Raw genomic sequence first — 26,183 nt, 5'->3', positions numbered from 1 at the left:
TCTTTAAAGTAGCCACGAATAACGTTATGGGCCGCGCTGGGTCGCGCAGCCCTCACTCTAAGGTTGAAGATGATGCGGAGCAAAGTGACAGGCGCGCAGCGCTGGGTCGTAAAGATCGGCAGTGCGCTGCTGACGGCGGATGGCAAGGGGCTCGATCGCGCAGCCATGAGCGTCTGGGTCGAGCAGATGGTGGCCTTGCATGAGGCCGGTGTTGAATTGGTACTGGTGTCGTCCGGGGCGGTTGCCGCCGGCATGAGCCGCCTCGGCTGGACCGCGCGACCCAGCGCGATGCACGAGCTGCAGGCGGCGGCCGCCATCGGCCAGATGGGCCTGGTGCAAGCCTGGGAATCCAGCTTTGCCGAGCACGGCCGTCACACCGCGCAGATCCTGCTGACCCACGACGACCTGTCCGACCGCAAACGCTACCTGAACGCCCGCAGCACCTTGCGCGCCCTGGTGGAGCTCAAGGTGATCCCGGTGATCAACGAGAACGATACCGTGGTCACCGACGAAATCCGCTTCGGCGACAACGACACCCTGGCCGCCCTCGTGGCCAACCTGGTGGAAGCCGATCTGTTGGTGATCCTCACCGACCGCGACGGCATGTTCGACGCCGACCCGCGCAACAACCCCGATGCCCAGCTTATTTACGAAGCGCGCGCCGATGACCCGGCGCTCGATGCCGTGGCCGGCAGTGTCGGCGGTGCTTTGGGCCGTGGCGGTATGCAGACCAAGCTGCGCGCTGCGCGCCTGGCGGCGCGTTCCGGCGCGCACACCATCATCGTCGGTGGGCGCCTGGAGCGTGTGCTGGACCGTCTCAAGGCCGGCGAGCGCATCGGCACGTTGCTGTCGCCGGAGCGCGGCATGTTGGCGGCACGCAAGCAGTGGCTGGCGGGGCATTTGCAAACCCGTGGCACCCTGGTGCTGGACGACGGCGCTGTGGCGGCGTTGTCCCAAGGCAACAAAAGCTTGTTGCCGGTAGGCGTCAAGCAAGTGCAGGGCAGCTTCCGCCGTGGCGAGATGGTGGTCTGCGTGGCGCCGGACGGTCGTGAGATCGCCCGCGGCCTGGCCAACTACAGCGCTCTGGAAGCGCAAAAAATCATCGGGCAGCCGTCCGACGCGATTGTCGGTCTATTGGGTTACATGGCGGAGCCGGAACTGGTGCACCGCGATAACCTGATCCTGGTTTAACCAAAGGAATACACGATGCGCGTAATGAAAGGATTGCTCGGCCTGCTGTTGGCCATGCCGCTGCTGGCGTCTGCCGAGGAAGTTGGCCAGGTGTCGACGGTGTTCAAATTCGTCGGCCCCAATGACCGGATCGTGGTCGAAGCGTTCGATGACCCCAAGGTCGACGGCGTGACCTGCTACCTCTCGCGCGCCAAGACTGGCGGCGTGAAAGGCGGCCTTGGTCTGGCCGAAGACCGCGCCGAAGCCTCGATCGCCTGCCGTCAGGTCGGGCCGATCCGCTTCAAGGGCGAACTCAAGGATGGCGATGAAGTGTTCAAGGAGCGCACCTCGCTGGTGTTCAAGACCATGCAGGTGGTGCGTTTCCTCGACAAGAAGCGCAATACCCTGGTGTACCTGGTCTACAGCGACCGCCTGATCGAGGGCAGCCCGCAGAATGCCGTCACGGCGATTCCGATTTTGCCGTGGCCGACCGCTCAGTAACCCGCAGGCGGGTTTTGTAATCGCCGTCTATGATTGCAGGCTTGCGGTCTGTACTCTCGAACAGCCGCAATGCATAGAACATGGGATATCTGGAGTTCGTCATGAGTGCTTTCCACGACCTGAAACTCAAAGCTTTAGACGGACAGGAGCTGCCGCTGGCGCCTTTCAAGGGGCAAGTTGTGCTGGTGGTCAACGTTGCGTCCAAGTGCGGTTTGACCCCGCAATATGCGGCGTTGGAAAACCTCTATAAACAATACAAAGGCCGCGGATTTACCGTGCTGGGCCTGCCGTGCAACCAGTTTGCGGGCCAGGAACCCGGCAGCGAGGAAGAAATCCGCGCGTTCTGCAGCCTGAATTACGGCGTGACCTTCCCCCTGGGTAGCAAACTCGACGTGAACGGCCCTGAGCGTCACCAGCTGTACCGCTTGCTGGCGGGCGAGGGTGCCGAGTTTCCTGGGGATATCACCTGGAACTTCGAAAAATTCCTGCTGGGTAAAGATGGCCGCGTGCTTGCGCGCTTCTCGCCGCGCACGGCGCCGGATGATCCGACGGTCATTCAGGCCATCGAAAAAGCCTTGTCCTGATCCCCCTCACCTGCGGGCGCAAGCATGTTTGCGCCTGCAGGTGTTCGGCGTTTCTAAGCCTTAATCACTCAGATCAATAGTGCTACTCCACACACGATGCTGGCCATATTATCCGCATCATAAATCCAGCCCTTTGTGGAGTGCTCCCATGCCTGCCCAAGCCTTGTTCAAACCGTTCCAGCTCGGTGCGCTGCACTTGCCGACCCGTGTGGTCATGGCGCCGATGACCCGTTCGTTCTCGCCCGGCGGCGTGCCCAATGCCAAGGTTGTCGAGTATTACCGCCGCCGTGCCGCCGCAGGCGTGGGTCTGATCATTACCGAAGGCACCGTGGTGGGTCATAAAGCCTCCAACGGCTACTCGAACGTCCCGCATTTCTATGGCGAAGCTGCTCTGGCCGGTTGGAAGAAAGTGGTGGACGCCGTGCACGCCGAGGGTGGCAAGATTGTCCCGCAGTTGTGGCATGTAGGCAGCGTACGCCGCATAGGCACCGAGCCAGACGCTAGCGTACCGGCCTACGGCCCGATGGAAAAACTCAAGGATGGCAACGTGGTCGTCCACGGTATGACCGCCCAGGATATCCAGGACGTCATCGCCGCCTTCGCACAAGCGGCTAAAGACGCGCAGCGTATCGGCATGGACGGCGTGGAAATCCACGGCGCCCACGGCTATCTGGTAGACCAGTTCTTCTGGGAAGGCAGCAACCAGCGCACCGACGAGTACGGCGGCAGCCTGGCCAACCGCTCGCGGTTCGCCATCGAGCTGATCCAAGCAACCCGCGCCGCTGTGGGCCCGGACTTTCCGATCATCTTCCGTTTCTCCCAGTGGAAACAACAGGACTACACCGCGCGTCTGGTACAAACCCCCGAAGCGCTGGGTGAGTTTCTCAAGCCGCTATCTGACGCGGGTGTGGATATTTTCCACTGCTCCACGCGGCGTTTTTGGGAGCCGGAGTTCGAAGGTTCCGACCTTAATCTGGCCGGCTGGACTCGCCAGCTCACCGGTAAACCCACCATCACCGTCGGCAGCGTCGGCTTGGATGGCGAGTTCCTGCAATTTATGGTCAACACCGATAAGGTCGCCCAACCGGCCAGCCTGGAAAAACTGCTGGAGCGTCTGAACAACGATGAGTTCGACTTGGTTGCCGTAGGTCGTGCGCTGCTGGTGGACCCGGATTGGGCCGTCAAGGTGCGCGAAGGCCGCGAAGCCGACATCCTGCCGTTCAGTCGTGAGGCGTTGACGACCCTGGTGTAAGCGGCGACAGGGCGGGTGCCAGGTGCCCGCCCTCGCAGACACCGCGCAATTGGCGCTCGAACTGCTCAATGATCGCCGGCCAGCCTTGGCGGCTCGCATGCTGGCGTGCATTCAAGCGTGCCCTGCGCAAACTTTCGCGTTCTTCGAGTAGCCAGTTGGCCGCATCGCAAAACGCGTCCTCATCTCCAGGCATCGCCAGCACACCGTTATAGCCATGGCGGATGTGCTGGGTCGCGGCCGCCTGATCGTACGCCACCACGCCCAATCCTGAGGCCATGGCTTCCAACACAACATTGCCGAAGGTTTCTGTGAGGCTCGGAAACAGGAACAGGTCCCCCGAGGCATAGTGCCTGGCCAGGGTCTCGCCGCGCTGGGTGCCGCAGAAGATTGCGTCCGGGAGGTCGCGCTCCAGTTGAGGCCGCTGTGGGCCGTCGCCGACGATGATTAATTTCAGTCGGCGCTGTGGATAAGTGGTCTGCAAGGACTCGAAGCAACGTTTGAGCAACCCGAGGTTTTTTTCCTGGGCCAGTCGCCCGACATGCAGCACCGCCACATCCTCGTTGCCTAACCCCCAACTGTCGCGCAGTGCATTGTCGCGTTTGGCCGGGTGGAAGAGTTGGCTGTCGACGCCGCGCGACAGCATGCCCAGGCGCTCGAAATGCCGGCGTTCCAGTTCCAGGCGTTGGCTGGCGCTGGGCACCAGCGTCAAGCTGGAACGGTTATGGAACCAGCGCAGATAGTGGGTGACCATCCGGCTTAACAGGCTCAGACCATATTGGTTCGAGTACTGCTGGAAATTGGTGTGGAAACCACTGACCACGCTGATCCCCAAACGCCGCGCCGCGCGCAACGCCGACAACCCCAAGGGGCCTTCGGTGGCGATGTACAGCACATCCGGGCGCTGACGTGTCCAGCGTCGTAGTAACTTGTGCATCGACGATTGGCCCCATTGCAGCCCCGGATAACCTGGCAGCGGCCAGCCACGGCACAGTAGCAATTGGGCGTCGCTCGGGCGGCTCTGGTCAACGCTCTGGCGTGGGCGCACCAGTTCGACTTGATGGCCACGGGCGCGCAAACCATCGCACAAGCGGCCGAGGGTATTGGCCACCCCGTTGATCTCTGGCGGGAAGGTTTCGGTAATCAGGGTGATGTGAAGCGAAGCTGTCGTCATGACCCACAGTCTCACTGTGGGCCATGTCGTCAATGTGTCATCGGGATGATGGATTTATGACGGGTGTCGCTTTGTGTTGCTGCGCCATGGCCTCGGCCCCCTGCTCACGCACCCAGAACAGCGTTGCGCCGGCCACCGCCGCCGGCATCATCAACAGGTTGACCACCGGCACCAATAGCACCAGATAGACGACGCCGCCGAAGCTCATGCTCTGCCAGCGTTTCTGGCGCAGCCAGGCGAGCATTTCGTTCCAGCCCAGTTTGTGGTTGTCCGCCGGGTAGTCGATGTACTGGATCGCCATCATCCATACGCCGAACAGCAGCCACAGCGGTGCGGCGACCAGGTTGACCACCGGAATGAACGACAGGATAAACAGGCCGATGGCCCGTGGCAGGAAGTAACCCAGCTTGCGCATTTCCCGGGCCAGGGTGCGGGGAACCATGGCGATCAGTTCGCCCCAACTGAAGGGCGGGAAGTCATCGGTGCCCCGCACCACCACTTCGACCTTCTCCGCCAGGAAGCCATTGAACGGTGCCGCGATGATGTTGGCGAGCATCGTGAAGGTGAAAAACACCATCAGCACCACCAGCACCACAAACAATGGCCACAGCAGATAATTGAGAAAACTCAGCCAACTGGGCAGGGTCGGCATCAAGTGATCGACCCACAGGCTGAACTGATGGCCGGCAAAATAGATCAGGCCGACGAACAAGATCAGGTTGATCGCCAGCGGCAGCAGCACAAACAAACGCAGGCCGGGGCTCAACACCAGTTTGAGGCCCTCGCGCAGGTATTGCGGGCCGGAAAGTACAGGGGCGGGCATGATGAACTCCGAGCAGAATGACGAACGCGCCGACCTTACCGGCTTTGTCTTCAGGGCGAAAGCGTGGTCAGCGCGACGACATCAAAGGTAACAAACGCGTCGATCAAGGGCGTCGACTGCATAGAGACCGCCTATGAGCTGGATTGTTAATCCGTATTTCCTTAATCTTGCCCCCCTCTATACGCTGCACCCATTATTTTTCAGGATCTGCGAGTTCAAGCCTTCCCCAAGTGCTTCGCAGTCCTTTTTTTATTCCAGCCGTCTTGTGGTTCGGGCGGTCGATAGGAGCGAGTCATGTCTGATACCCGTCATTCGCGAGTGATTATTCTCGGTTCCGGCCCTGCCGGTTACAGCGCTGCCGTCTATGCGGCCCGCGCCAACCTCAAGCCGCTGCTGATCACCGGCATGCAGGCGGGCGGTCAGCTGACCACCACCACCGAAGTCGACAATTGGCCGGGCGACGTCCACGGCCTGACCGGCCCGGCGCTGATGGAGCGTATGAAAGAACACGCCGAGCGCTTTGAGACCGAAATTGTTTTCGACCACATCAACCAGGTCGATTTCTCGAAGAAGCCTTACAGCCTGACTGGCGACAGCGGCGTGTACACCTGTGATGCCCTGATCATCGCCACCGGTGCCAGCGCCCGTTACCTGGGCCTGCCGTCGGAAGAAGCGTTTATGGGCAAGGGCGTGTCCGCCTGCGCCACCTGCGACGGTTTCTTCTACCGTAACAAGCCGGTCGCCGTGGTTGGTGGCGGCAACACTGCCGTGGAAGAGGCGCTGTACCTGGCCAACATCGCCAGCACCGTGACCCTGATCCACCGTCGTGAGACCTTCCGTGCCGAAAAGATCCTGATCGACAAGCTGCACGCCCGCGTCGCCGAAGGCAAAATCATCCTCAAGCTCAACGCCACCCTGGACGAAGTCCTGGGCGACAATATGGGCGTGACCGGTGCTCGCCTGAAAAACAACGACGGCAGCTTCGACGAGCTGAAAGTCGACGGTGTGTTCATCGCCATCGGTCACACCCCGAACACTTCGCTGTTCGAAGGCGTGCTGGAAGCCAAAGACGGTTACCTGGTGGTGCAGGGCGGTCGTGAAGGCAATGCCACCGCCACCAATATCGAAGGTATCTTCGCCGCCGGTGACGTGGCTGACCACGTATACCGCCAGGCCATCACCTCGGCCGGCGCCGGTTGCATGGCGGCCCTGGATGCCGAGCGTTACCTCGACGGTTTGAAGAACGCTTCGTTCTAAAGTGCCCATATAAAAAAACCGGCTGCGAGGCCGGTTTTTTTTGGACACCGCTATCGGGGGCAAGCCCCCTCCCACACTGAATCTGCGTTTGCCTTCAGCTTGGCGCATTGTGGAGGCATGGACCCGATCAGATTTGTGGGAGGGGGCTTGCCCCCGATGCAGATGTACCCGCTGCAGAATAGTTGGCTGACCTGACCCTATCTGGGCAAGTCTATTACCTGCATCTGACTCAGGACTTGCGCGTCAGGGGCGGTGCCGCAAATTTCACCCCGGCCAACCCATGGGCCATCAACGCGCGAATATTGCCATGGTCACTGCCCTCCGGCGTGGCCACCACCGCACGGTAGTGCTCCCCAAACGCCAGTAGCGCTTCCTGAACGCTCAAGCCTTCCAGCAGGGCCAATCCCAGGGTCTTGCACGAACCTTCGTTCTGCAAAGCGGCGTTTTCCACGTTGCCATTGGTGAACGCTTGGGGCTGGTAATCGTAACCGGCCGCGACAAACGCCAGGGTATCGGCAAAAACGTGCTCGCCACTGTTAAGGCTGGCGCGCAGAGTGTTCAGATCAGTCATGGGGTTTTCCTTGAGCGAACGCGGCCTGTTGCTCGGCGCTGGCTTCTTTCTGGTATTGGGCTTTCCACTCGGCGTACGGCATGCCGTACACCACTTCACGGGCGTCATCGAGGCTCAGCTCGATCTGGCGCTCATCGGCCTCGGCCTTGTACCACTTGGACAGGCAATTGCGGCAGAAGCCGGCGAGGTTCATCAGGTCGATATTCTGCACGTCCTTGCGGCTGTCCAGATGCGCTACCAGTCGGCGGAAGGCGGCGGCTTCGAGTTCGAGGCGTTGTTGATCGTTCATAGTGGGGCTCTTCGAGGCAGCTTCAAGCGGGTGAGCTTCAAGCTGCAAGTTGGAATGGGGTTGGCCTTTAGCTTGCAGCTTGTAGCTAGCGGCTTGCAGCTAACGTTATCGACACCGACTCGGCAAACCGCAGCGCGTGGGGCTTGTCCACTTCGACTTCGGCATACAGCACCGATGCGTTGCTCATCACCAGGTCCAACAGTTCCTGAGTCAGGCGCTCCAGCAGGGCAAAGCGGTTGCCCTCCACATGGGCAATGATGGCCTTGGTGATGGTGCGGTAGTTCAGCGCGTGGTCGATGTCGTTGTCGCGCACGGCTTCCTGGGCGGCATACAGGATGGTCAGGTTGATCAGCACGTCCTGCTTATTGAGGATTTCGTCCTCATTGATGCCGATATAGGTACGCAGGCACAGGTCCTTGACCCGGATGCGCGCCATGCCTGGTTGAAGTTGTGGCATTGCTACTTGCTCCGTCCAATCAGTTGCAGGAACTCCATGCGCGTGGTGTTCGACTCGCGAAACGCGCCGAGCATCACCGAGGTGTTCATGGTTGAATTCTGTTTCTCCACGCCGCGCATCATCATGCACATGTGCTGGGCCTCGATCACCACGGCCACGCCAGCGGCCTGGGTGACCTCCTGGATCGCATCGGCGATTTGCCGCGTGAGGTTTTCCTGGATCTGCAGGCGTCGGGCGAACATGTCGACGATGCGCGCCAGCTTCGACAGGCCCAGCACGCGGCCGGTCGGGATATACGCCACATGGGCTTTGCCGATAAAGGGCAGCAGGTGGTGCTCGCACAGCGAATACAGCTCGATGTCCTTGAGGATCACCATCTCGTCATTGTCGGAGGCGAACAGCGCGCCATTGACGATCTCTTCCAGGTTCTGCTCGTAGCCATGACACAGGTATTGCATGGCTTTGGCGGCGCGCTTGGGGGTATCGAGCAAGCCTTCGCGTTCCGGGTCTTCGCCCAGGCCCATGAGGATCTCGCGGTAATGGTGGGGCAGGGAAAAGGTCATACAACATCCTCAAAACGGCTTACTTGATATGCCGCCCGCCATTGACGGTCAGGGTGGTACCGGTGACATAAGGGTTATCCAACAGGTAACGCACGCTCTGGTAGATCACGTCGGGGCCGGGCTCGATGCCCAGTGCCGATTTGGCCAGGACTTTGGCGCGATAGGCCGCGTCATCACCCTCGTTGAACATCACCATGGCCGGCGCAATGCCGTTGACCTTGATCCGCGGCGCGAACTGCGCGGCGAACGACAGGGTCAGGCTGTCGAGCCCGGCCTTGGTGGCGCAATAGGCGATGTGCTGGCGGCTGCCCTTGCGCACCACGTCATCGCTGATATGCACGATATCGGCGGGTGAAGAGCGTTGCAGCAAAGGTGAACAATGCAGGTTGATCAGGTACGGCGCAAGCATGTGCACATTGAACATGTCGATAAACGCGCGGCTTTCATCACCCGGGGTTTCCGCGATCCAGGCCGAGGCGTTATGAATGATCGCGCGCAGGCTTTGAGTGCGGGTGTGCACTTGCGCGATAAACGCCAGCACCCCGGCCTCGCTGGAGAAGTCAGCGAAGATGCCGATCGCGCCGCGTTCGCGCAAGGCCTGCACGCCGGGGCGTTCGCTGCGGTAACTGAAAATAACCGGTTGACCCTCGTCCAGCAGGCGATGGGCGCAATGCAGGCCGACACGCTGGCCGGCGCCGGTGATCAGGATCGGGGCGTTCGTTGCAGTCATGGGAGGCTCGCGTCGCTGGCAGGCTCGAATCATACCAGCGACACGCCGCCTCTGTATTTACGCCGCCGCTTCGGTGGCCTTGCGCGGTGGCGGGGTGGGGTGCAGCCAGTTCGCCAGCAGGTGGGTCGACAGCGGGATGAACAGGTAAACCATCAGTGGCGTCAGCGCCAGGGTACTGACCAGCACCCGAGGCACCAGCTCCAGCCCGTTGAGCAGCGGCCCCAACACAAAGTTGAACAGCAGCGACACCGGGAAAAAGGCCAGCCAGATCGCCACGGCCTGCTTCCAGCGCGGTGGACGTGCACCTACTGCGCCGAACCAACCGTCGATGCCACGCACACGGTGCTCGGACGGGTCGGCAAACAAGTCGCTGCCCCGGCTCAGCCATGCACTGCGCGACGCCGAAAACTCCCAGGCGTGCAGGGTCTGTTCATCGGCGAACCGGAAAATGATCTGGAACTCATCGTCGTTGGGCGGTGGCGCGAGTACGCCCGAGCCCAGGTAACCAGGGAAGTCGGTGGCCAATTGCTCGCCTTCGCGCAGCCAGGCCATCAGTTCTTCGTAGCGTCCCTTGGCCACACGGCGGGCGACCATCAGGGTGACGGGAGAGGTAGACATTGTGTATCTCCAAATAGACAGGTGCGCTTGACCGGGTAGGTGGCACACAGACGAGGCTGCGGGGTAATGCAGCGACGTGGAAAAAACAGGCAAGGATTATTCCTGAATTCAGCCAATACACCAGCGACATTGGTCTGAAAAGCACAGGCCTTGAAATAGACAGCTTTAAAGGCGTTAAATGAGGCCCCGCTTACCGTTGGTTCTTTGGTCTTAAATGCCTGTGATCATTGCCCCTGTTGATAGTATTTCGCATTCAGATTCGACGGATTCCCAAGAGCTGTTTCCGATCCGCGAAGTGTCCAGAATGACAGGCATCAACCCCGTCACCCTGCGTGCCTGGGAGCGACGCTACGGTCTGATCCAGCCAATGCGCACCGAAAGTGGGCATCGGTTGTACTCTCGGCACGATATTGAGACGGTCAATCGCATTCTCAGTTGGGTCGAGCGCGGGGTGGCGGTCAGTAAAGTGGGCAAGATTCTTGCCCGCGATGCTCGCCAGGCCGAAGCGGTCCGCGCCGAAGGGGTTGCGCCGCAAGAGAATGAATGGCTGCAGTTACAGGCAAGGCTAAGGCAGGCCATCAGTGCCTTCGATGACCGCCAACTGGAGAGCCTGTACGGCCAGGTGCTTGCCACTTATCCGATCAGCGTCGCATTCCAGGACATCCTGATGCCGTTATGGAGTGAGCTGCTGCGCCATCAAGGGCGCTTCGGCCAGGCCAGTGAATGGTTGTTCTTCGACGCCTTCCTGCGCATGCAAGTATCGCAGCGTCTGCAACTGGCAAGCGCCGCAGCACCGCGTCGGGTTTTACTGGCGGCTCTGCCGGGCGAATGCCGTAAGTTGGAATTGCTGGTGGCGGGCTTGCTGATAGCGCGCGACGGCCTAGCCGTGAGGGTGCTCGGGATGGGCCAGCCTTTCGACGAGTTGACGCTGGTCTGCCAGAAGATCCAGCCCCAGGCGCTGGTGATCTTCTCCAATCATGCCCATAACCACGACCTGGCTGCGCGGTTGAACCGCCTGGCGCAAACCCTGGATTGCCCGCTATTTATCGCCGGGGATGCTTCGGACCTAGCCGAAAACGACCTGGCGGGTTCTTCCATCGGCTGCTTGGGCAATGACGGGCCGGTGATGCAGCGCCGTTTGCAGCAGTTTCTCAGCGGCAGCCTCGATACCTGATTTCAGGCATGCACGTGCGGGTGCGCCAGGCGGTGCTGGTGCAGGATGAAGTGGCGCAGGCGCTCGGTTTCGTCCACGTTGCTCTGGCTTATGCGATAGGCGAACAGGCCCCGCGCGGTTTCCCGTTGCAGCGTGCCGCGCAGGGCGATGCGCTCGTAGCCGGAAGGGCTGAACCACAACGCAAAGGTTTTCGGCGGCTTGAAGCGCCCGCGGATTTCCACCAGCACGCCTTTGAATGACACCTCATGCACCCACAGGGCGCCAGGGATGCCCCGGATATTCTCCAATGCCACCGGCGTTTCCAGCGCCAGCCGCCACGGGCGAATCATGGGCCCGTCTTCGAAAATACTCGGCACGCCTAGCCGCAGATGCACCGCGTTGAACTCGTCCTCTACCAACTGCAAAGGGAAGGTCAGTTGCTGGTTGTCGAACTGCGCCTGGATGGTCACATGGTCATGAGCCGCGAGGCGGGTGAGTAAATCGCGAATCTGCGCGCCGCCGTTGACGGTCAGGCTCGACGAAGAATCCCGCAGGTTGAGTTGCGGGTTGTGCTGCATGTTCTGAATGAAGTCCAGTTCATCCTGGGTCAGAAGTGCGTTGCGTGGCATCGCCGTTGCTCGGTAGGAGGTGCTAAAGCGCCATTATCCCCTTTAGTGACCCTGTTTTCTAAATTTTGTTTGTTCCGCTGGTCGCGCGAAGGGCGGCCAGCTCGGCCTTGACCTGGGCCAGTTCGGCTTCCAACTGGGCCACGCGCTGTTGGGCCTTGACCTGCTGGGTGACGTCCTTTTGCACACCGACAAAATACGTCTGCTTGTCGGCCTGGTTATAAACCGTCGACAGCGACAGCTCATTCCAGAAATGACTGCCGTCCTTGCGGTAATTACGCAGGATTTCTCGGCAGGCGCCGCCGCTCTCCAGCGTGTCGCGAATGGCCATCAGCGCGGGTTGGTCGCGATCGCCCGATTGCAGGAAGCGGCAGTCCTGATAGAGGATTTCATCCAAGGTGTAACCGGTCAGCCGTTCGAATGCCGGGTTGACGTAAATCAGCGGTTTGTCTTTGCCTTCGCGTTCCGCGACGACGATACCGTCGTTCGACGCATTGATGACCAGTTGCATCAGCTTGGCATTAATCATTGAGCGGTCCATGGCATGTCGGTGGAATGTGCAGTTTATGGCAAGTGCTGAATCTTGCACGGGGCGCCGCGAAATTTTTGCGCCAGCTGTTAATATCCCAGGCTTTCGCTCAACTACAGGATCAGATTGATGAAAGTCGCCATCCTTTCCGGCTCGGTGTACGGCACCGCAGAAGAAGTGGCCCGCCACGCTGTCAGCATCCTCAAAGCCGCAGGCTTCGAGGCCTGGCACGATCCTCGCGCCACCCTGGCGGACGTGCAGGCGTATGCCCCCCAGGCGCTCGTGGCCGTGACGTCCACCACCGGCATGGGTGAATTGCCCGACAACCTCCAGCCTCTGTACTCGACACTTCGCGATCAACTACCTGCCGCTTTGCGCGGTTTGCCTGGCGCGGTAATCGCCCTGGGCGACGCCAGCTACGGCGATACCTTCTGCGCCGGTGGCGAGCAGATGCGCGAGCTGTTCGGCGAGCTGGGCGTGAGCGAAGTGCTGCCGATGCTGCGCCTGGATGCCAGCGAAAGCGTGACCCCGGAAACCGACGCCGAACCGTGGCTGGGCGAGTTGATCACGGCACTGCGCGGTTGAGTGGGTACTCACGCAACAGTGCCAGCCAGGCTTGGGCGGCTTTCGACAGATAAGCGCCTTCGCGCCAGATAAAAGCAATGTCCCAACGCAGATAATCCGGCGCTTGCAGGGGCACGCGCACCACCCCTGGACGCACCAGCCCACGGGCGACCACGCTGGGTAGCAGCACCACGCCCTGGCCGGCCGCGACCAGGGCCGCAAGGAAATCCGCCTGGCCGCTGCGCCCGGCTTCCTTGGGGGTAAAGCCCAGGCTTTGGCAGGCTTGCAGCAGCCGATCATTCAACACGAAGCTGCGCTGATACATCAGGAACGGCGTGTCGGCCAGCGCCTCCAGGTGTACCTGTGGTTGTTGCGCCAAGGGGTGATCCACGGGCAGCAACGCGTCCAGCGGTTCATCGCAGAACGCCTGCCAGGCGAACGCCGGGTCGCTGGGCATCAGGCTGCCGCCCACTTCCAATTCGCCGTTGAGAATCGCCTGTTCGATGCTGCGCGTGCCGCCTTCCAGCAATTGGATGGTCACGTTGGGGTAGCGTCGGCGGTATTCGGCAAATAGCTCGGCGAACAAGGTATCGCCGCCTAGCTGCGGCAGGCCCAGGCGTAACTCGCCACGGGTGAGCTGTTGCATGTCGTCCAGTTCGCTCTGCAGTTCGCTTTGCAAGCGCAGCATGGCTTCGGCGCGTTGCAACACGACGCGGCCAGCGGCGGTCAGGCGAATGTGCGAACCGGTGCGCTCCAGCAGCGGCGTGCCGAGGCTGTATTCCAATTGTGCGACCTGCTTACTGACCGCCGATTGGCTGATATGCAGGGTTTTACCGGCCTGGGTAAACCCGCCGCGATGAACCACTTCGACAAAACTGCGCAGCTGCTTGAATTCCATGGGTCCGATTCCAGTCTGGAATGGCTGGCAGTCTAACAATTCGCTTCGGGGATAGGCATGGGCTCTTTAAAATAGAAGCCCTGCGAGGACTCCAACCATGAATCGTCTTACCTTTAAACCCCTTGGCCGCCTGCTGACCGAACTGGTGGTGCTGCTGGCTATCTACCTGCTGGGATGCCAATTGGCCGCCTGGCTGGCCTGGCCGATTCCCGGCGGCGTGGTGGGCCTGGGCCTGTTGCTGGTGGCCTTCGCCAGTGGCTTGGTGCAACCGGCCACGCTGCAATTGGGCGCCGGTGTGTTAATGGCGGAAATGCTGCTGTTCTTTATTCCTGCATTGATGAGCCTGTTGGACTACGGCGGCCTGGTACGCAACGAAGGCTGGCGCATCCTGCTGGTGATCGGTTGCAGCACCTTGGCGGTGATGCTGGTCACGGCGTTTACCGTGGAGCTGGTGTGCCGCTGGAGGTTGCGCCATGAAGTTTGAACTGATGCCGTTGTTCTGGCTTGCGCTGACCCTCGGCGCCTATGTCTTCAGCCGTTGGTTGTATCGACGCACCGGGCGTTATCTGTTGTCGCCGTTGGTCCTGGTGCCGGTGTTGCTGCTGGCGGTGGCGGTGCCGATGCATACCGCCTATGCCGAATACGCCACCGACACCCACTGGTTGATTGGGGTGCTAGGCCCGGTCACCGTGGCGTTCGCGGTGCCTATCTGGCAGCAGCGCCGTTTGTTGGCGCGCCACTGGTCGGCGTTGTTGCTGGGGATGGTGGCGGGCAGCGCGGCCTCCATCGCCACCTCGTTTGGCCTGGCCAAAGCGCTGGCGTTGGACAGCTCGGTGGCGTTGTCGCTGGTGCCGCGCTCGATCACTACGCCGTTCGCCATGCCGGTGTCATCCGACCTGGGCGGGGTGCCGGAACTCACGGCTGTATTCGTGATGTTCACCGGGGTGATCGGCGCCATGCTCGGCGGCGTGTTGCTCAAATGGCTGCCGTTGCGCACGCCGTTGGCGCGTGGCGCGCTGTTCGGGGTAGGCGCCCACGGTGCGGGTGTGAGCCGCGCCCATGAGGTGGGTGGCGAAGAAGGCTCGGTGGCCGGCCTGGTGATGGTGCTGACCGGCCTGCTCAACCTGTTCGCCGCGCCTTTACTGGCGGCGCTTCTCTGACGGCGCTTGGACGAATTTCAACTATTCTCAAAGCTGACTCGCACAGTCATCAAGCTGGCTGCCAAGGCGACTCCGCCAGCCAAGGCGCCTGACTAGACTGGCCCATCCCAAAAAAAAAACAATAAGAACGTGCGCCAAGGAGGTCATCACCGTGAGCCTAGCCCCGGTTGTATCGCCACACAATGTCCAGGCCCAGGTCAGCGCTGCCGAGTGGCAAACGCGTGTCGACCTTGCCGCGTGCTATCGCCTGGTAGCGATGCATGGTTGGGACGATCTGATCTTCACCCATATCTCGGCCAAAGTGCCGGGCACCGACGATTTCCTGATCAACCCCTACGGCCTGATGTTCCACGAGATTACCGCGTCGAGCCTGGTCAAGGTCGACCAGGCCGGCAACAAGCGCATGGACAGCCCCTATGACATCAACCCAGCCGGCTACACCATCCACAGCGCCATCCATGAAGTGCGCCACGATGTGACCTGCGTGCTGCACACCCACACCGCCGCCGGTGTCGCCGTGGCTGCGCAGAAACAGGGCGTATTGCCCATCAGTCAGCAATCGATCTTCGTGCTCTCCAGCCTGGCCTATCACGCTTACGAAGGGGTGGCGCTGAACCACGAGGAAAAGGCCCGCCTGCAAGCCGATCTGGGCGACAGTCAATTTCTGATGTTGCACAACCATGGCCTGCTGACCTGCGGCGCCAGCATCGCCGACACGTTCCTGATGATGTTTATCTTCCAGCGCGCCTGCGAAATCCAAGTACTGGCGCAAACCGGCGGCGCCGAGCTGATTGGCATCGAGCCGCAGATTCTCGCGGGAGCGAAGGCCATGAGCGCGGCCGTCACCAAGAGCGCTCAAGGCATGGGCGGCGCGCTGGCCTGGCCGGCGTTGCTGCGTAAGCTGGACCATCAAAACCCTGGGTATAAAACCTGATGCCAATCGCCGAGATCCCGCTTCGAGCCTGGCGCAAGCGTGGCCAGGATTTCGACTTTCATGGCCGTACCATCCGCTACTGGGTAGCGGGGCAGGGCGAGCCGCTGTTGCTGATCCACGGTTTTCCCACGGCCAGTTGGGACTGGCATTACCTGTGGCAAGCCCTGGCCCAGCGCTACCTAGTGATCGCCTGCGACATGCTCGGTTTTGGCGATTCGGACAAGCCTCTGGACCATGGCTACTGCCTGTTGGAACAGGCGGATTTGCAGCAGACCCTGCTCGACCATCTGTGTGTGGATCAACCGGTACATGTGTTGGCCCACGACTATGGCGACAGCGTCGCCCAAGAACTGTTGGCGCGGCACTATGAAGGCCGCTTCCGCATGGCCAGTGGGGTGTTTCTCAACGGTGGGCTGTTTCCGGAAACCCATCGCCCGGCGCTGGTGCAGAAACTCTTGCTCAGCCCATTGGGTTGGATGATCGGGCGGGCCTTCGGGCGCAATGCCCTGTCGAAAAGCTTCAGCCAGATTTTCGGCCCCTCCACCCGCCCCAGCGAAAGTGCCCTGGATGATTACTGGAGCCTGATCAGTTGCAACGATGGCCCGCGCATCCTGCACAAATTGATCGCTTACATCCCCCAACGTCGGCGCCTGCGCGAGCGTTGGGTGCAGGCCATGCAAAGGGGGGGCGTGCCGTTGCGGATGATCGACGGCGAGATCGACCCGATTTCCGGTGCCCACATGGTGGAGCGTTACCAGCAGTTGATACCGAATGCCGACACGGTGCTGCTGGCCAATATCGGCCATTACCCACAGGTCGAGGCGCCGGTGCAGGTGCTCAAGCACTACCTGGCATTTCGTGACCGGATCGGGCGGCCAGCGTCGCAGGTGGCCTATTCCTGAGGCGCGCAATTATCCCTCAGCCTTATCGCGCACCATTCAGCCGCGACCGTATTTATTGTGACCAAAGGCCCTGTGCCTGACACTCCAGCCATTCCCATTGTCGCCATTGGAGTTCGGTATGAGTGAGTCAGTGCAGTTTCAGGATAAGGTCGTGATCGTCACCGGTGCCGGCGGCGGCTTGGGCCGGGCCCATGCGCTGTTGTTCGCCCGGCATGGCGCCAAGGTGCTGGTCAACGATCTCGGCGGTTCGACCCAGGGCGAGGGCGCCAGTGCGTCGGCCGCTGACCGTGTGGTGGCGGAGATTCGTGCGGCGGGCGGTATCGCCGAGGCCAACCATGACTCTGTCACCGACGGTGACAAGATCGTGCAGAACGCTCTCGATGCGTTTGGCCGTATCGACGTGGTGGTCAACAACGCCGGCATTCTGCGGGACAAGACCTTTCATAAAATGGACGACAGCGACTGGGACCTGGTTTACCGGGTGCATGTCGAAGGCGCCTACAAAGTCACCCGCGCCGCCTGGCCCCATCTGCGCGAGCAAGGTTATGGCCGGGTGATCTTCACCGCGTCCACCTCGGGCATCTACGGCAACTTCGGCCAGTCCAACTACGGCATGGCCAAGCTCGGCCTGTACGGCCTGACCCGCACCCTGGCGCTGGAAGGCCGCAAGAACAACATCCTGGTCAACGCCATCGCCCCGACCGGCGCCACGCGCATGACCGAAGGCTTGATTCCGCCGCAGGTGTTCGAACGCCTCAAGCCGGAGCTGGTCAGCCCGCTGGTGGTGTACTTGGGCAGTGAGGCCTGCCAGGAAACCTCGGGGCTGTTCGAAGTGGGCGGCGGCTGGATCGGCAAGACCCGCTGGGAGCGCAGCCTGGGCGTGGGCTTCGACCCCGAAGCCGGGTTCTCCCCGGACGATGTGGCCGCCCATTGGGCGCAGATCTGCGACTTCGAAGGCGCCGCGCACCCCAAGGACAATATCGAAGCGTTAAAGGAGATGATGGCCAACTTGCAGAAATACAGCCTGTGATCATTGCCTGAACATGCTTGAATCCCACGGGGCGCTGATGGCGCCCCGTTTTGTTTCGCGCATAAAAAAGGCCGCTGCACAGGCAGCGGCCGAAGTAAGACGTTTGATCAAGGAGCAACAAATCAACGTCAGTGAACACCGGTAACAGATTGAAAGAAGGCATCAATCTATTGAACTTCAGCTTGTCTTCCAAACCTGGAAGCGGGCGGTTTGCCCTGAAAGCCCGGTCAGAATAGCGGTTTGTAACAAGATGAGTAATAGCGGTTCAGGACAAGGACTGTTACGTATCCGGAAACAGTCATAAGTTCGCCATCCATGCTCCTGATAGTGCCCCATCCACCCGGCGCATACCCGCGCCCGCACCCAGCCAGAGCGGCCTGTAATCCTTTCGAGCGACAACACGAATCCCTCCTTGGTGCGCTTATCGCTCCTGATTCGCGGCAGTAGGGTGGGGCCTTCTGTCACTCACCGGGGAAGACGCATGACAAAAACAACAATGCGCGCCATCTTCACGCCACAGGCGCTGGCCGCTGCGGTTGCGTTGGGTTGCTGTGCTCAGGCGCAGGCTGTTTCGTTCAACATTGGCGAGATCGAAGGGCAATTCGATTCGTCGCTGTCGGTCGGTTCGAGTTGGGGCATGCGCGATGCCGACAAGAAGCTCGTGGGCACCGTCAACGGCGGCACGGGCCAGGCTTCCACGGGGGATGACGGACGTCTCAACTTCAAGAAGGGCGAGACCTTCTCCAAAATCTTTAAAGGCTTGCACGATCTGGAGCTGAAGTACGGCGATACCGGCGTATTCGTGCGCGGCAAATACTGGTACGACTTCGAACTCAAGGACGAAGACCGCGAGTTCAAACCCATCAGCGACCACAACCGCAAGGAAGGCGCCAAATCCAGCGGCGCAGAGATCCTCGATGCGTTCGTCTACCACAACTATTCCCTGGGCGACCTGCCGGGCACCGTGCGCGCCGGTAAGCAGGTGGTCAGTTGGGGCGAAAGCACCTTCATCGGTAACTCCATTAACAGCATCAACCCGATCGACGTGTCAGCGTTTCGTCGGCCGGGCGCCGAGATCAAGGAAGGCCTGATCCCGGTGAACATGCTGTTTGCGTCCCAGAGCCTGACCAACCAGCTGACCGTGGAAGGTTTCTATCAGCTGGAATGGGACCAGACTGTGTTGGACAACTGCGGCACGTTCTTCGGTGGCGATGTGGCGGCGGACGGTTGCACCAATAACTACACCGTCGGCAACCCGGCCATCCGCCCTTTGCAACCGGTAGCGGCGGCGTTCGGCCAGGGTTTTAGTGTGGCCAATGAAGGGGTGATCGTACGGCGTGCCGGCGACCGCGATGCGCGGGATTCCGGCCAGTTCGGCGCCGCGTTGCGCTGGTTGGGCGACGACACCGAGTACGGCCTGTACTTCATGAACTACCACAGCCGTACCCCGACCGTGGGCACCATCACCAACAACACCAGCTTGGCCACCCTCGGCGCCATCGCCGGCGCGGCCAATGGCCTGGCCCCCGGTTCCGGTGCGGGTCTGGTGCAAAGCCTGATGCTCGGGCGTGGCCAGTACTACCTCGATTACCCGGAAGATATCCGACTGTTCGGCGCCAGTTTCTCCACCACGTTGCCCACCGGCACGGCCTGGACCGGGGAGATCAGCTACCGGCCGAATGCGCCGGTGCAACTGAACACCACCGACCTGACCCTGGCCTTGATCAACCCGGTCGCCGGCCAGGCGGCCTCGCCGATTCGCAGCAACTTCGGGGATGACAACACCGGCTACCGCCGCAAGGAAATCACCCAGATCCAGAGCTCCATGACCCAGTTCTTCGACCAGGTGTTGGGCGCTGAGCGTCTGACGGTGGTGGGCGAAGCGGCCGTGGTACATGTGGCGGGCCTGGAAGACAAATCCAAACTGCGTTACGGCCGCGACTCGGTGTATGGCGCTTACGGATTCCAGGGCGACACCGACGGTTTCGTCACCTCGACGTCCTGGGGTTACCGCGCGCGGGCGATCCTGGACTACAACAACGCGATTGCCGGGGTGAACCTCAAACCCAACCTGTCCTGGTCCCATGACGTTGCCGGCTACGGCCCCAACGGCCTGTTCAACAAAGGCGCCAAGGCCATCAGCGTGGGCGTCGATGCTGACTACCGCAGCACCTACACCGCCAGCCTCAGTTACACCGACTTCTTCGGCGGCGACTACAACACCCTGACCGACCGTGACTTCCTCGCCCTCAGCTTCGGCGTGAACTTCTGATTTGGCTTAAAGAAGGACAAGAACGTATGCGTAAGACAATTGCAGTGTTGGCCCTCAGCTTGTTGGCCGCCAACGTATGGGCCGCGGTTTCCCCGGAAGAAGCCGCCAAGCTTGGCACCACCCTCACTCCGGTGGGCGCGGAGAAGGCCGGTAATGCCGACGGTTCGATCCCGGCCTGGACCGGTGGCATCCCTAAAAACGCCGGCGCGGTGGACAGCAAAGGCTTTCTGGCTGACCCGTTCGCCAATGAAAAACCGCTGTTTGTGATCACCGCCGCTACGGTGGACAAGTACAAGGACAAACTGTCCGACGGCCAAGTGGCGATGTTCAAGCGCTACCCCGAGACCTACAAGATCCCGGTCTACCCCAGCCACCGCACGGTGAACCTGCCGCCTGACATCTATGAATCGATCAAACGCAGCGCGCTGAACGTCAAGGCGATCAACGACGGCAACGGCCTGGAGAACTTCACCGGCAATCGTTACTACGCGTTCCCGATTCCCAAGAATGGCGTGGAAGTGCTGTGGAACCACATCACCCGTTATCACGGCGGCAACCTGCGTCGCATCATCACCCAGGCCACCCCACAGACCAATGGCAGCTACACGCCGATCCGCTTCGAGGAAGAAGTGGCGGTGCCCCAGGCCATCCCGGATATCGACCCGGCCAAGGCGGCTAACGTGTTGAGTTACTTCAAGCAATCGGTGACCGCGCCGGCGCGCCTGGCGGGTAACGTGCTGCTGGTGCACGAAACCCTCGACCAGGTGAAAGAGCCGCGCCTGGCGTGGATCTACAACGCCGGTCAACGCCGCGTGCGGCGGGCGCCGCAAGTGTCCTATGACGGGCCGGGCACCGCGTCCGACGGTCTGCGCACCACCGACAACTTCGACATGTTCTCCGGCGCGCCCGACCGCTATGACTGGAAGCTGGTGGGCAAAAAAGAGATGTACATCCCCTACAACAGTTACAAGCTCGACTCGCCGTCGCTCAAGTACGACGACATCATCAAGGCCGGCCACATCAACCAGGACCTGACCCGCTACGAGCTGCACCGCGTATGGGAAGTGGTCGGCACGGTCAAGCCGAGCGAGCGCCACATCTATGCCAAGCGTCACATGTACATCGATGAAGACAGCTGGCAAGTCGCGCTGGTGGATCACTATGACGGCCGTGGTCAACTGTGGCGGGTTGCCGAAGGTCATTCGCAGTTCTACTACGACCATCAGGTGCCGGCGTATACCGTCGAGACCCTGTATGACTTGATCGCCGGGCGTTATATCGCGCTGGGGATGAAGAACGAGGAGAAGAGCAGCTTCGTGTTCGGGTTCGCGGCCAAGGCGGCGGACTACACCCCGGCGGCGTTGCGAGCCGAAGGCGTGCGCTGATCCCGGAGCAAAGGTGGGAGGAGGCTAGCCCCCTCCCACCTTGGGTTTTATGCATGGCCTTCAATCACCCCGCTGAATACTTCTTCAACAATCGCCCGCCACGGGTCTAGGGTACGCGTCAGGTTGCATAACAATAAAAACGCAGGATGCAGCAATGACCGCCATGACTCGCTGCCTGGACCGTCCTGGATTCATGCCTCGGCTGTCCGCCCATCATCTGCTGCGCCCGCGACTGGCTGAGCCGTTGCTGGCGTCTGCCGCGCGGGTAAAGTTGGTGTGTGCCCCCGGCGGCAGTGGCAAGAGCGCGCTGCTCGCCGAGTGCGCGTTGCAGGCGCCTGAAGGCTGTCAGGTGTACTGGCTGCCGCTCAACGGCGTGGCGCTCGACCCCCTCGATCTCTGCCAGCGCTTGGCGCATAACCTGGGGTTGCCCTTCACCGATGAAGCCACGTTGCTACAGGACCTGGGTCGCTGGCAGGCGCTGGCGTGGTTGTTCCTCGATGACTTTTGCCGCTTGCCCGCTCCCGCAACCGATGCCTTGCTCGACCGCCTGTTTACCGCCAGCAGCCCGGCGCTGACCTGGTGGCTAGGCGCGCGGCGGCGGCCGGCGTGCAATTGGCCGCGGCTGCTGCTGGACGACGAACTGCTGGAATGCGGCGCGGAGCTGGCCTTCAGCGCCGCAGAGATCCAGGCGCTGCTCAACCATGCGCCGGGGCAGTCCGTCGAGGGCGTGCTGCAATTCAGCGCCGGCTGGTGCGCCGGTGTGCGCATCGCGTTGCTGGGCGACGGTCATCCCGACAAGACCCTACTCGATTACCTGCAACACGAACTGTTCAGCACGCTGCCCCCTGAGCTGGCCGACGCGTGGCGCGTGCTGGCCCACCTGCCGCGTTTCAACACCGGACTGTGCGAGCACCTGTTCGGCGCGGGCGACGGTGATCAGTACCTGCGTGACCTACAGGCCCTCGGCGCGTTTATCCAAGCGTGGGAAAGCAGCGATTGGTTGCAGGTGTTCCCACCCCTGGCACGCTTGATACGCGACGAGCCCTGGCCGACCAAGCGCTCCTGGCACCGTCGCGCCTGCCAATGGTTCACCGCCGAGCAGGACTGGCAGGCGGCCTTCGAACAGGCGCTGCTGGCCGAAGAATACGAAGTGGCGGTAAGCCTGTTGCAGCATTTCAGTTTCGAAGACCTGTTTCGTCAGCAGAACGCGGTGTTGCTGTTGCGCCTGCACGAGGAGCATGGCGACGAACTGATGCTCGGTTCGGCCCAGTTGGTGGGGCTGGTCACGGCGGCGCTGCTGTTTGCCGGGCGCTTCGAGCAGGCGGCGGTGTGCATCGACCAACTTGCGCGTTTCGCCCCGCAACCCACGGCTGCGCAACAGCGCCACTTGCTGGCGCGCTGGCAGGCACAGTGGGGGTGGTTGCTGCATTTGGACGGCGACGCCGAGGGTTCGCGCGCGCACTTTATCGAGGCCTTGCAAGCCTTGCCCGACAGCGCCTGGACCTCGCGGTTGATGTGCCTGTCGGGGCTCACCCAGCAAGCCTTGCTGCGCGGTGAATTGGATGTGGCACAAACCCTCAATCGCGAAGCGCTGTGCCTGGCGCGCGCCCATGGCTCATTGCTGTTGGAAGCGTTGTTGGAGCTGGATCACGCACAGTTACTGGAACAGCGCGGCGCGCCGCATCGGGCGCAGAGCCTGCTGGAACATATGCAGGCGATGTTGCTCAAGCAGCGGCTCAAGGCCGGACCGTTGCTCGGGCGTATCGCCTTGCGCCGCGGGCACCTGGCGTTGCGCCAGGGGCAGGATGCCTTGGCCGCGGAGTGTTTTGAGAGTGGCTTGCCCCTGTGCCTGCACAGCCAGGACAAGCGCGTGCTCTACGGGTTTCTTGGCCTGGCGCTGCTGGCGGCCAACCGAGGCGATTACGCCCAGGCGTTCATTCAACTGCGCGAGGCCGAACGGCTGATGCAGCAACGCCAGGTGCCGGACACCGTGTACCGCGCGGTGTTGCTGCTGGTCAGCGGGCATTTCTGGTTGCAGCAGGGCCGCGCCGAGTTGACCGTGGAAGCGCTGCGCCGCGTGCTGCGCCACTTCCGTGGGCCGCTGGCCAAGCAAGCGCCGCCGGCCACTCTGGAGTTGATCCCGCGCCTCGAATACTTATTGGTGCTGGCCGAGGTAAAACTGGGTTGCGCCGAACAGCCGCTGGCACGCCTGCAAGCGCTGCTGGACGCCACCCACCAGCGCGGCATGCTCTGTCTGGAAACCGAATTGCAACTGGTGCTGGGCGAAGTGGCTTGGCAACTGGGCGACGCCGGCCTGGCGCGTCGTTCATTGCACGCCGGGCTTGAATTGGCGGCGCGCTGCCAGGTGCAGCAAGCGATTCGCGAATTGCGTCTGCGCTCGCCGGGGCTGTTGAGCGAACTGGGGATGGAGCCACAGGCCTCAAGCCCGGGCACGGTGGAAAACCCACTCAGTCAGCGCGAGCTGGAAGTGCTGCAATTGATTGCCCTGGGCAACTCCAACCTGGAAATCGCCGACCGATTGTTTATCTCCCTGCACACCGTCAAGACCCATGCACGGCGCATCCACAGCAAGCTCGGCGTGGAGCGGCGTACCCAGGCGGTGGCCAAGGCCAAGACGTTGGGCTTGATGACCTAGGCGCAGAACGCCTGGCGATATTCCCCAGGCGTGGCGCCCATGGCCTGGCGGAAGCGGTGAGTGAAATGGCTGGCGCTGGAGAAGCCGCATATCAGCGCAATCTCGCCAAGGGGCAGGGTGCCGCCCCGCAACAGGCTCTGCGCACGAGCCAGGCGGCGCGCCAGCAGGTATTGATGGGGCGGCAGGCCGAAGCTTTGACGGAACATCCGCGCAAAGTGGTATTCCGACAACGCGCACAACCCGGCCAATTGGCCGAGGCTGAGCGGAGCCTCCAAGTGGTAATCGATGTAGTCCACCAACAACCGGCGTTGGTGCGGCGCCAGCCCGCCCTTCAAACGCAACCCGTCGCGCAGGCCGACCTGGCTGAGCAAAGTGTGGTTGAGCAGTTCGTGGGCCAGGCTGCTGGTCAGCAAACGCTCGGCGGGTTCCTGCCAGTTCAGGGCGATCAACTGGTGAAAGCGTTGGGCTTGCGTGGGGTCTTCCAGAAACGTGCTCTCGTGCAACTGCACAGTGCGTGGTTCGCGGTCGAGCAGGGTCACGCAACCGAGGGCGAATTGTTCCTGGCTGAAGTACACATGGGCCAGGCGGATCTCGCCGTTGATCACCCACCCGGACTGATGCTCGGCGGGCAGGATGCACAGCTTGTCGGGGCCGCCCTTGGTGTCGGGCCGGTCGCGCCGAAACGTACCGGTGCCGCCGCCCACATAGCACGACAGGGTGTGATGCCCCGGCGCTTGGTAGTCCTGGGAGTCATGATGATTGCTCCACAGCGCCGCGGCGAGGCCGTCACCCAGCTCGGCGCAGGCTTCCAGGCGGGCGTGGGGCGAGCGGTTGAGGGCTTGGAAGACTTGCAGGGATTCCAGATCTGACATGGCGTGTACTCTCCGACGCCTTGCATCCTACTCCGCGCTGCCGGTGCTGTGCGCTGCTCACCCGACAAAAGCGCAAGAATGTGCAAGAGCCGGGCGCGCCTTGGGGGCGACACTGAGGCTCAATCGATGGAGCCTGTCATGAACCTTTTCCTGTACTTACTCACCGTGCTGATCTGGGGCACCACCTGGATCGCCCTCAAGTGGCAACTGGGCGTGGTAGCGATTCCCGTGTCCATCGTCTATCGCTTCGCCCTGGCGGCGTTGGTGTTGTTTGCGTTGCTATTGCTCAGCCGCAAGTTGCAGGTGATGAACCGGCGCGGGCACCTGATCTGCCTGGCCCAGGGGTTGTGCCTGTTTTGCGTCAACTTCATGTGCTTTCTCACGGCCAGCCAATGGATCCCCAGCGGCTTGGTGGCGGTGGTGTTTTCCACCGCGACGCTGTGGAACGCGTTGAACGCGCGGGTCTTTTTCGGCCAGCGCGTGGCCCGCAACGTGTTGATGGGCGGTGGCCTTGGGTTGGCAGGGTTGGGGTTGTTGTTCTGGCCAGAACTGGTGGGGCATACCGCCAGCCCGCAGACCTTGCTGGGCCTGGGGTTGGCGCTGTTGGGGACGATGTGTTTCTCGGCCGGCAATATGTTGTCGAGCTTGCAGCAGAAGGCCGGGCTCAGGCCACTGACCACCAATGCCTGGGGCATGGCGTATGGCGCGGCCATGCTGGCGACCTGGTGTGTGCTGCGTGGCATTCCGTTCGAGATGGACTGGAGCGCGCGGTATATCGGCGCGTTGTGGTACCTGGTGATTCCGGGGTCGGTGATTGGGTTTACCGCGTATTTGACGCTGGTCGGGCGTATGGGGCCGGAGCGTGCGGCGTATTGCACGGTGTTGTTTCCGGTGGTGGCGTTGAATGTGTCGGCGTTCGCCGAGGGCTATCAGTGGACCGCCCCGGCGCTGGTGGGGTTGGGGTTGGTGATGGCGGGGAATGTGTTGGTATTTCGCAAGCCCAAGATTGTGAGTCCGGTCTTGAAGGCGAGAACAGTCTGAACAGGGGGCAAGTCACTGATGCCCATCAGTAAAGGACTCAGTGAATGAATTTCTGCCCTGGACGGGACCAAATGTGGGAGGGGGCTTGCCCCCGATTACAGTGTGACAGTCAGCCCAGCTATCACTGACGCACCCTTATCGGGGGCAAGCCCCCTCCCACTTTTGATAGTCATTG

The 26,183-nt window shown here is 61.7% G+C and carries 28 protein-coding genes; 16 read left to right on the top strand and 12 right to left on the bottom strand.

The window, feature by feature from the left end; translation table 11 throughout:
* The first annotated feature begins 72 nt into the window (after positions 1 to 72).
* The 4 genes from proB to FIV35_RS10645 all read left to right on the top strand — a co-directional run bounded on the left by proB (position 73) and on the right by FIV35_RS10645 (position 3,507).
* Positions 73 to 1,191 (top strand): glutamate 5-kinase, encoded by a 1,119-nt coding sequence (proB, locus tag FIV35_RS10660; protein WP_034139267.1) that lies wholly within the window; start codon positions 73 to 75, stop codon positions 1,189 to 1,191.
* 15 nt (positions 1,192 to 1,206) lie between these two features.
* On the top strand, positions 1,207 to 1,671 hold the full coding sequence (locus FIV35_RS10655; RefSeq protein ID WP_034100556.1) for a CreA family protein: 465 nt from the start codon (positions 1,207 to 1,209) through the stop codon (positions 1,669 to 1,671).
* A gap of 101 nt (positions 1,672 to 1,772) precedes the next feature.
* Positions 1,773 to 2,255: a glutathione peroxidase gene (locus FIV35_RS10650; RefSeq protein WP_034139265.1), complete on the top strand. Its 483-nt coding sequence runs from the start codon at positions 1,773 to 1,775 to the stop codon at positions 2,253 to 2,255.
* A gap of 148 nt (positions 2,256 to 2,403) precedes the next feature.
* Positions 2,404 to 3,507, top strand: coding sequence for an NADH:flavin oxidoreductase (locus FIV35_RS10645; RefSeq protein ID WP_034139264.1), 1,104 nt, complete (start codon positions 2,404 to 2,406; stop codon positions 3,505 to 3,507).
* Here the strand turns inward: FIV35_RS10645 and FIV35_RS10640 are convergent.
* Both FIV35_RS10640 and cysZ read right to left on the bottom strand, forming a co-directional pair.
* The gene (locus FIV35_RS10640) at positions 3,476 to 4,678 is read right to left on the bottom strand and encodes a glycosyltransferase family 4 protein (protein ID WP_034100553.1); all 1,203 of its coding nucleotides are present in this window, start codon (positions 4,676 to 4,678) and stop codon (positions 3,476 to 3,478) included. The genes FIV35_RS10645 and FIV35_RS10640 overlap by 32 nt on opposite strands.
* 37 nt (positions 4,679 to 4,715) lie before the next feature.
* A complete protein-coding gene (gene cysZ / locus FIV35_RS10635; RefSeq protein ID WP_034115065.1) occupies positions 4,716 to 5,501 on the bottom strand; it encodes a sulfate transporter CysZ in 786 nt (261 codons plus the stop codon).
* A 294-nt stretch (positions 5,502 to 5,795) separates the two neighbouring features.
* Here cysZ and trxB point away from each other — a divergent pair, with 294 nt between their 5' ends.
* Complete coding sequence (gene trxB / locus FIV35_RS10630; RefSeq protein ID WP_034139263.1) at positions 5,796 to 6,758, top strand: thioredoxin-disulfide reductase; 963 nt, start codon at positions 5,796 to 5,798, stop codon at positions 6,756 to 6,758.
* Between the two features lie 229 nt (positions 6,759 to 6,987).
* Here trxB and FIV35_RS10625 read toward each other — a convergent pair whose 3' ends face one another.
* From FIV35_RS10625 to FIV35_RS10600, 6 genes are all read right to left on the bottom strand, one after another.
* Positions 6,988 to 7,329 (bottom strand): HopJ type III effector protein, encoded by a 342-nt coding sequence (locus tag FIV35_RS10625; protein WP_034139262.1) that lies wholly within the window; start codon positions 7,327 to 7,329, stop codon positions 6,988 to 6,990.
* A complete protein-coding gene (locus FIV35_RS10620) occupies positions 7,322 to 7,618 on the bottom strand; it encodes a DUF1244 domain-containing protein (protein ID WP_034139261.1) in 297 nt (98 codons plus the stop codon). The genes FIV35_RS10625 and FIV35_RS10620 overlap by 8 nt, the downstream gene beginning before the upstream one ends.
* 85 nt (positions 7,619 to 7,703) lie before the next feature.
* On the bottom strand, positions 7,704 to 8,075 hold the full coding sequence (gene folX, locus FIV35_RS10615; protein ID WP_034100548.1) for a dihydroneopterin triphosphate 2'-epimerase: 372 nt from the start codon (positions 8,073 to 8,075) through the stop codon (positions 7,704 to 7,706).
* Between the two features lie 2 nt (positions 8,076 to 8,077).
* Positions 8,078 to 8,638: a GTP cyclohydrolase I FolE gene (gene folE, locus FIV35_RS10610; RefSeq protein WP_034100547.1), complete on the bottom strand. Its 561-nt coding sequence runs from the start codon at positions 8,636 to 8,638 to the stop codon at positions 8,078 to 8,080.
* A 19-nt stretch (positions 8,639 to 8,657) separates the two neighbouring features.
* Positions 8,658 to 9,368: a dihydromonapterin reductase gene (gene folM, locus FIV35_RS10605; protein ID WP_034115062.1), complete on the bottom strand. Its 711-nt coding sequence runs from the start codon at positions 9,366 to 9,368 to the stop codon at positions 8,658 to 8,660.
* A gap of 57 nt (positions 9,369 to 9,425) precedes the next feature.
* Complete coding sequence (locus FIV35_RS10600) at positions 9,426 to 9,986, bottom strand: antibiotic biosynthesis monooxygenase (RefSeq protein ID WP_034139260.1); 561 nt, start codon at positions 9,984 to 9,986, stop codon at positions 9,426 to 9,428.
* Between the two features lie 214 nt (positions 9,987 to 10,200).
* Between FIV35_RS10600 and FIV35_RS10595 the strand changes: the two genes are divergently transcribed.
* Positions 10,201 to 11,160 carry a MerR family transcriptional regulator gene (locus FIV35_RS10595; RefSeq protein ID WP_034139259.1) on the top strand — a complete coding sequence of 320 codons (960 nt, stop codon included), beginning with the start codon at positions 10,201 to 10,203 and terminating at the stop codon, positions 11,158 to 11,160.
* A gap of 2 nt (positions 11,161 to 11,162) precedes the next feature.
* Here FIV35_RS10595 and FIV35_RS10590 read toward each other — a convergent pair whose 3' ends face one another.
* A complete protein-coding gene (locus tag FIV35_RS10590; protein WP_034100543.1) occupies positions 11,163 to 11,768 on the bottom strand; it encodes a hypothetical protein in 606 nt (201 codons plus the stop codon).
* A 58-nt stretch (positions 11,769 to 11,826) separates the two neighbouring features.
* Positions 11,827 to 12,294, bottom strand: coding sequence for a PAS domain S-box protein (locus FIV35_RS10585; RefSeq protein WP_034139257.1), 468 nt, complete (start codon positions 12,292 to 12,294; stop codon positions 11,827 to 11,829).
* Between the two features lie 129 nt (positions 12,295 to 12,423).
* Between FIV35_RS10585 and FIV35_RS10580 the strand changes: the two genes are divergently transcribed.
* A complete protein-coding gene (locus FIV35_RS10580) occupies positions 12,424 to 12,879 on the top strand; it encodes a flavodoxin (RefSeq protein WP_034139256.1) in 456 nt (151 codons plus the stop codon).
* Here the strand turns inward: FIV35_RS10580 and FIV35_RS10575 are convergent.
* A complete protein-coding gene (locus tag FIV35_RS10575; RefSeq protein WP_034139255.1) occupies positions 12,860 to 13,756 on the bottom strand; it encodes a LysR family transcriptional regulator in 897 nt (298 codons plus the stop codon). The genes FIV35_RS10580 and FIV35_RS10575 overlap by 20 nt on opposite strands.
* A 97-nt stretch (positions 13,757 to 13,853) precedes the next feature.
* On the opposite strand from FIV35_RS10575, the gene FIV35_RS10570 reads away from it, so the two are divergent.
* The 8 genes from FIV35_RS10570 (at position 13,854) to FIV35_RS10535 (ending at position 24,095) form a co-directional block, all read left to right on the top strand.
* The gene (locus FIV35_RS10570; protein ID WP_034139254.1) at positions 13,854 to 14,240 is read left to right on the top strand and encodes a CidA/LrgA family protein; all 387 of its coding nucleotides are present in this window, start codon (positions 13,854 to 13,856) and stop codon (positions 14,238 to 14,240) included.
* Positions 14,230 to 14,916 (top strand): LrgB family protein, encoded by a 687-nt coding sequence (locus tag FIV35_RS10565; protein WP_034139253.1) that lies wholly within the window; start codon positions 14,230 to 14,232, stop codon positions 14,914 to 14,916. Before FIV35_RS10570 ends, FIV35_RS10565 begins: the two co-directional genes overlap by 11 nt.
* A gap of 151 nt (positions 14,917 to 15,067) precedes the next feature.
* Positions 15,068 to 15,850: a class II aldolase/adducin family protein gene (locus tag FIV35_RS10560; protein WP_034115057.1), complete on the top strand. Its 783-nt coding sequence runs from the start codon at positions 15,068 to 15,070 to the stop codon at positions 15,848 to 15,850.
* Positions 15,850 to 16,752 carry an alpha/beta fold hydrolase gene (locus FIV35_RS10555; RefSeq protein ID WP_034139252.1) on the top strand — a complete coding sequence of 301 codons (903 nt, stop codon included), beginning with the start codon at positions 15,850 to 15,852 and terminating at the stop codon, positions 16,750 to 16,752. Before FIV35_RS10560 ends, FIV35_RS10555 begins: the two co-directional genes overlap by 1 nt.
* Positions 16,753 to 16,870: 118 nt before the next feature.
* On the top strand, positions 16,871 to 17,782 hold the full coding sequence (locus FIV35_RS10550) for an SDR family oxidoreductase (protein WP_034100526.1): 912 nt from the start codon (positions 16,871 to 16,873) through the stop codon (positions 17,780 to 17,782).
* A gap of 481 nt (positions 17,783 to 18,263) precedes the next feature.
* Positions 18,264 to 20,054 (top strand): DUF1302 domain-containing protein, encoded by a 1,791-nt coding sequence (locus tag FIV35_RS10545; RefSeq protein WP_371264009.1) that lies wholly within the window; start codon positions 18,264 to 18,266, stop codon positions 20,052 to 20,054.
* 26 nt (positions 20,055 to 20,080) lie between these two features.
* The gene (locus FIV35_RS10540) at positions 20,081 to 21,439 is read left to right on the top strand and encodes a DUF1329 domain-containing protein (protein ID WP_034100521.1); all 1,359 of its coding nucleotides are present in this window, start codon (positions 20,081 to 20,083) and stop codon (positions 21,437 to 21,439) included.
* A gap of 154 nt (positions 21,440 to 21,593) precedes the next feature.
* A complete protein-coding gene (locus tag FIV35_RS10535; RefSeq protein WP_034139251.1) occupies positions 21,594 to 24,095 on the top strand; it encodes a helix-turn-helix transcriptional regulator in 2,502 nt (833 codons plus the stop codon).
* Here the strand turns inward: FIV35_RS10535 and FIV35_RS10530 are convergent.
* Positions 24,092 to 24,967, bottom strand: coding sequence for an AraC family transcriptional regulator (locus FIV35_RS10530; protein WP_034139250.1), 876 nt, complete (start codon positions 24,965 to 24,967; stop codon positions 24,092 to 24,094). The two genes, FIV35_RS10535 and FIV35_RS10530, sit on opposite strands and share 4 nt — an antisense overlap.
* A 138-nt stretch (positions 24,968 to 25,105) precedes the next feature.
* Here FIV35_RS10530 and FIV35_RS10525 point away from each other — a divergent pair, with 138 nt between their 5' ends.
* Positions 25,106 to 26,008 carry a DMT family transporter gene (locus FIV35_RS10525; protein ID WP_034100514.1) on the top strand — a complete coding sequence of 301 codons (903 nt, stop codon included), beginning with the start codon at positions 25,106 to 25,108 and terminating at the stop codon, positions 26,006 to 26,008.
* Positions 26,009 to 26,183 lie beyond the last annotated feature (175 nt).

Origin of the sequence: Pseudomonas rhodesiae (assembly GCF_007858255.1) — a bacterium.
GTDB classification, from domain to species: domain Bacteria; phylum Pseudomonadota; class Gammaproteobacteria; order Pseudomonadales; family Pseudomonadaceae; genus Aquipseudomonas; species Aquipseudomonas rhodesiae.
This window is presented reverse-complemented; position numbering and strand designations above follow the sequence as displayed.

Excerpts from the sequence above, each read along its gene's own strand:
- FIV35_RS10645 (WP_034139264.1), top strand. The coding sequence starts at position 2,404 with ATGCCTGCCCAAGCCTTGTTCAAACCGTTCCAGCTCGGTGCGCTGCAC.
- FIV35_RS10640 (WP_034100553.1), bottom strand. The coding sequence starts at position 4,678 with ATGACGACAGCTTCGCTTCACATCACCCTGATTACCGAAACCTTCCCG.
- FIV35_RS10550 (WP_034100526.1), top strand. The coding sequence starts at position 16,871 with ATGAGTGAGTCAGTGCAGTTTCAGGATAAGGTCGTGATCGTCACCGGT.
- FIV35_RS10590 (WP_034100543.1), bottom strand. The coding sequence starts at position 11,768 with ATGCCACGCAACGCACTTCTGACCCAGGATGAACTGGACTTCATTCAG.
- FIV35_RS10565 (WP_034139253.1), top strand. The coding sequence starts at position 14,230 with ATGAAGTTTGAACTGATGCCGTTGTTCTGGCTTGCGCTGACCCTCGGC.
- FIV35_RS10620 (WP_034139261.1), bottom strand. The coding sequence starts at position 7,618 with ATGAACGATCAACAACGCCTCGAACTCGAAGCCGCCGCCTTCCGCCGA.
- proB (WP_034139267.1), top strand. The coding sequence starts at position 73 with ATGCGGAGCAAAGTGACAGGCGCGCAGCGCTGGGTCGTAAAGATCGGC.
- trxB (WP_034139263.1), top strand. The coding sequence starts at position 5,796 with ATGTCTGATACCCGTCATTCGCGAGTGATTATTCTCGGTTCCGGCCCT.
- FIV35_RS10545 (WP_371264009.1), top strand. The coding sequence starts at position 18,264 with ATGACAAAAACAACAATGCGCGCCATCTTCACGCCACAGGCGCTGGCC.
- FIV35_RS10625 (WP_034139262.1), bottom strand. The coding sequence starts at position 7,329 with ATGACTGATCTGAACACTCTGCGCGCCAGCCTTAACAGTGGCGAGCAC.
- FIV35_RS10540 (WP_034100521.1), top strand. The coding sequence starts at position 20,081 with ATGCGTAAGACAATTGCAGTGTTGGCCCTCAGCTTGTTGGCCGCCAAC.
- FIV35_RS10580 (WP_034139256.1), top strand. The coding sequence starts at position 12,424 with ATGAAAGTCGCCATCCTTTCCGGCTCGGTGTACGGCACCGCAGAAGAA.
- cysZ (WP_034115065.1), bottom strand. The coding sequence starts at position 5,501 with ATGCCCGCCCCTGTACTTTCCGGCCCGCAATACCTGCGCGAGGGCCTC.
- FIV35_RS10655 (WP_034100556.1), top strand. The coding sequence starts at position 1,207 with ATGCGCGTAATGAAAGGATTGCTCGGCCTGCTGTTGGCCATGCCGCTG.
- FIV35_RS10570 (WP_034139254.1), top strand. The coding sequence starts at position 13,854 with ATGAATCGTCTTACCTTTAAACCCCTTGGCCGCCTGCTGACCGAACTG.
- FIV35_RS10575 (WP_034139255.1), bottom strand. The coding sequence starts at position 13,756 with ATGGAATTCAAGCAGCTGCGCAGTTTTGTCGAAGTGGTTCATCGCGGC.
- FIV35_RS10530 (WP_034139250.1), bottom strand. The coding sequence starts at position 24,967 with ATGTCAGATCTGGAATCCCTGCAAGTCTTCCAAGCCCTCAACCGCTCG.
- FIV35_RS10650 (WP_034139265.1), top strand. The coding sequence starts at position 1,773 with ATGAGTGCTTTCCACGACCTGAAACTCAAAGCTTTAGACGGACAGGAG.
- FIV35_RS10585 (WP_034139257.1), bottom strand. The coding sequence starts at position 12,294 with ATGATTAATGCCAAGCTGATGCAACTGGTCATCAATGCGTCGAACGAC.
- FIV35_RS10535 (WP_034139251.1), top strand. The coding sequence starts at position 21,594 with ATGACCGCCATGACTCGCTGCCTGGACCGTCCTGGATTCATGCCTCGG.
- folM (WP_034115062.1), bottom strand. The coding sequence starts at position 9,368 with ATGACTGCAACGAACGCCCCGATCCTGATCACCGGCGCCGGCCAGCGT.
- folX (WP_034100548.1), bottom strand. The coding sequence starts at position 8,075 with ATGCCACAACTTCAACCAGGCATGGCGCGCATCCGGGTCAAGGACCTG.
- folE (WP_034100547.1), bottom strand. The coding sequence starts at position 8,638 with ATGACCTTTTCCCTGCCCCACCATTACCGCGAGATCCTCATGGGCCTG.
- FIV35_RS10555 (WP_034139252.1), top strand. The coding sequence starts at position 15,850 with ATGCCAATCGCCGAGATCCCGCTTCGAGCCTGGCGCAAGCGTGGCCAG.
- FIV35_RS10525 (WP_034100514.1), top strand. The coding sequence starts at position 25,106 with ATGAACCTTTTCCTGTACTTACTCACCGTGCTGATCTGGGGCACCACC.
- FIV35_RS10600 (WP_034139260.1), bottom strand. The coding sequence starts at position 9,986 with ATGTCTACCTCTCCCGTCACCCTGATGGTCGCCCGCCGTGTGGCCAAG.
- FIV35_RS10595 (WP_034139259.1), top strand. The coding sequence starts at position 10,201 with ATGCCTGTGATCATTGCCCCTGTTGATAGTATTTCGCATTCAGATTCG.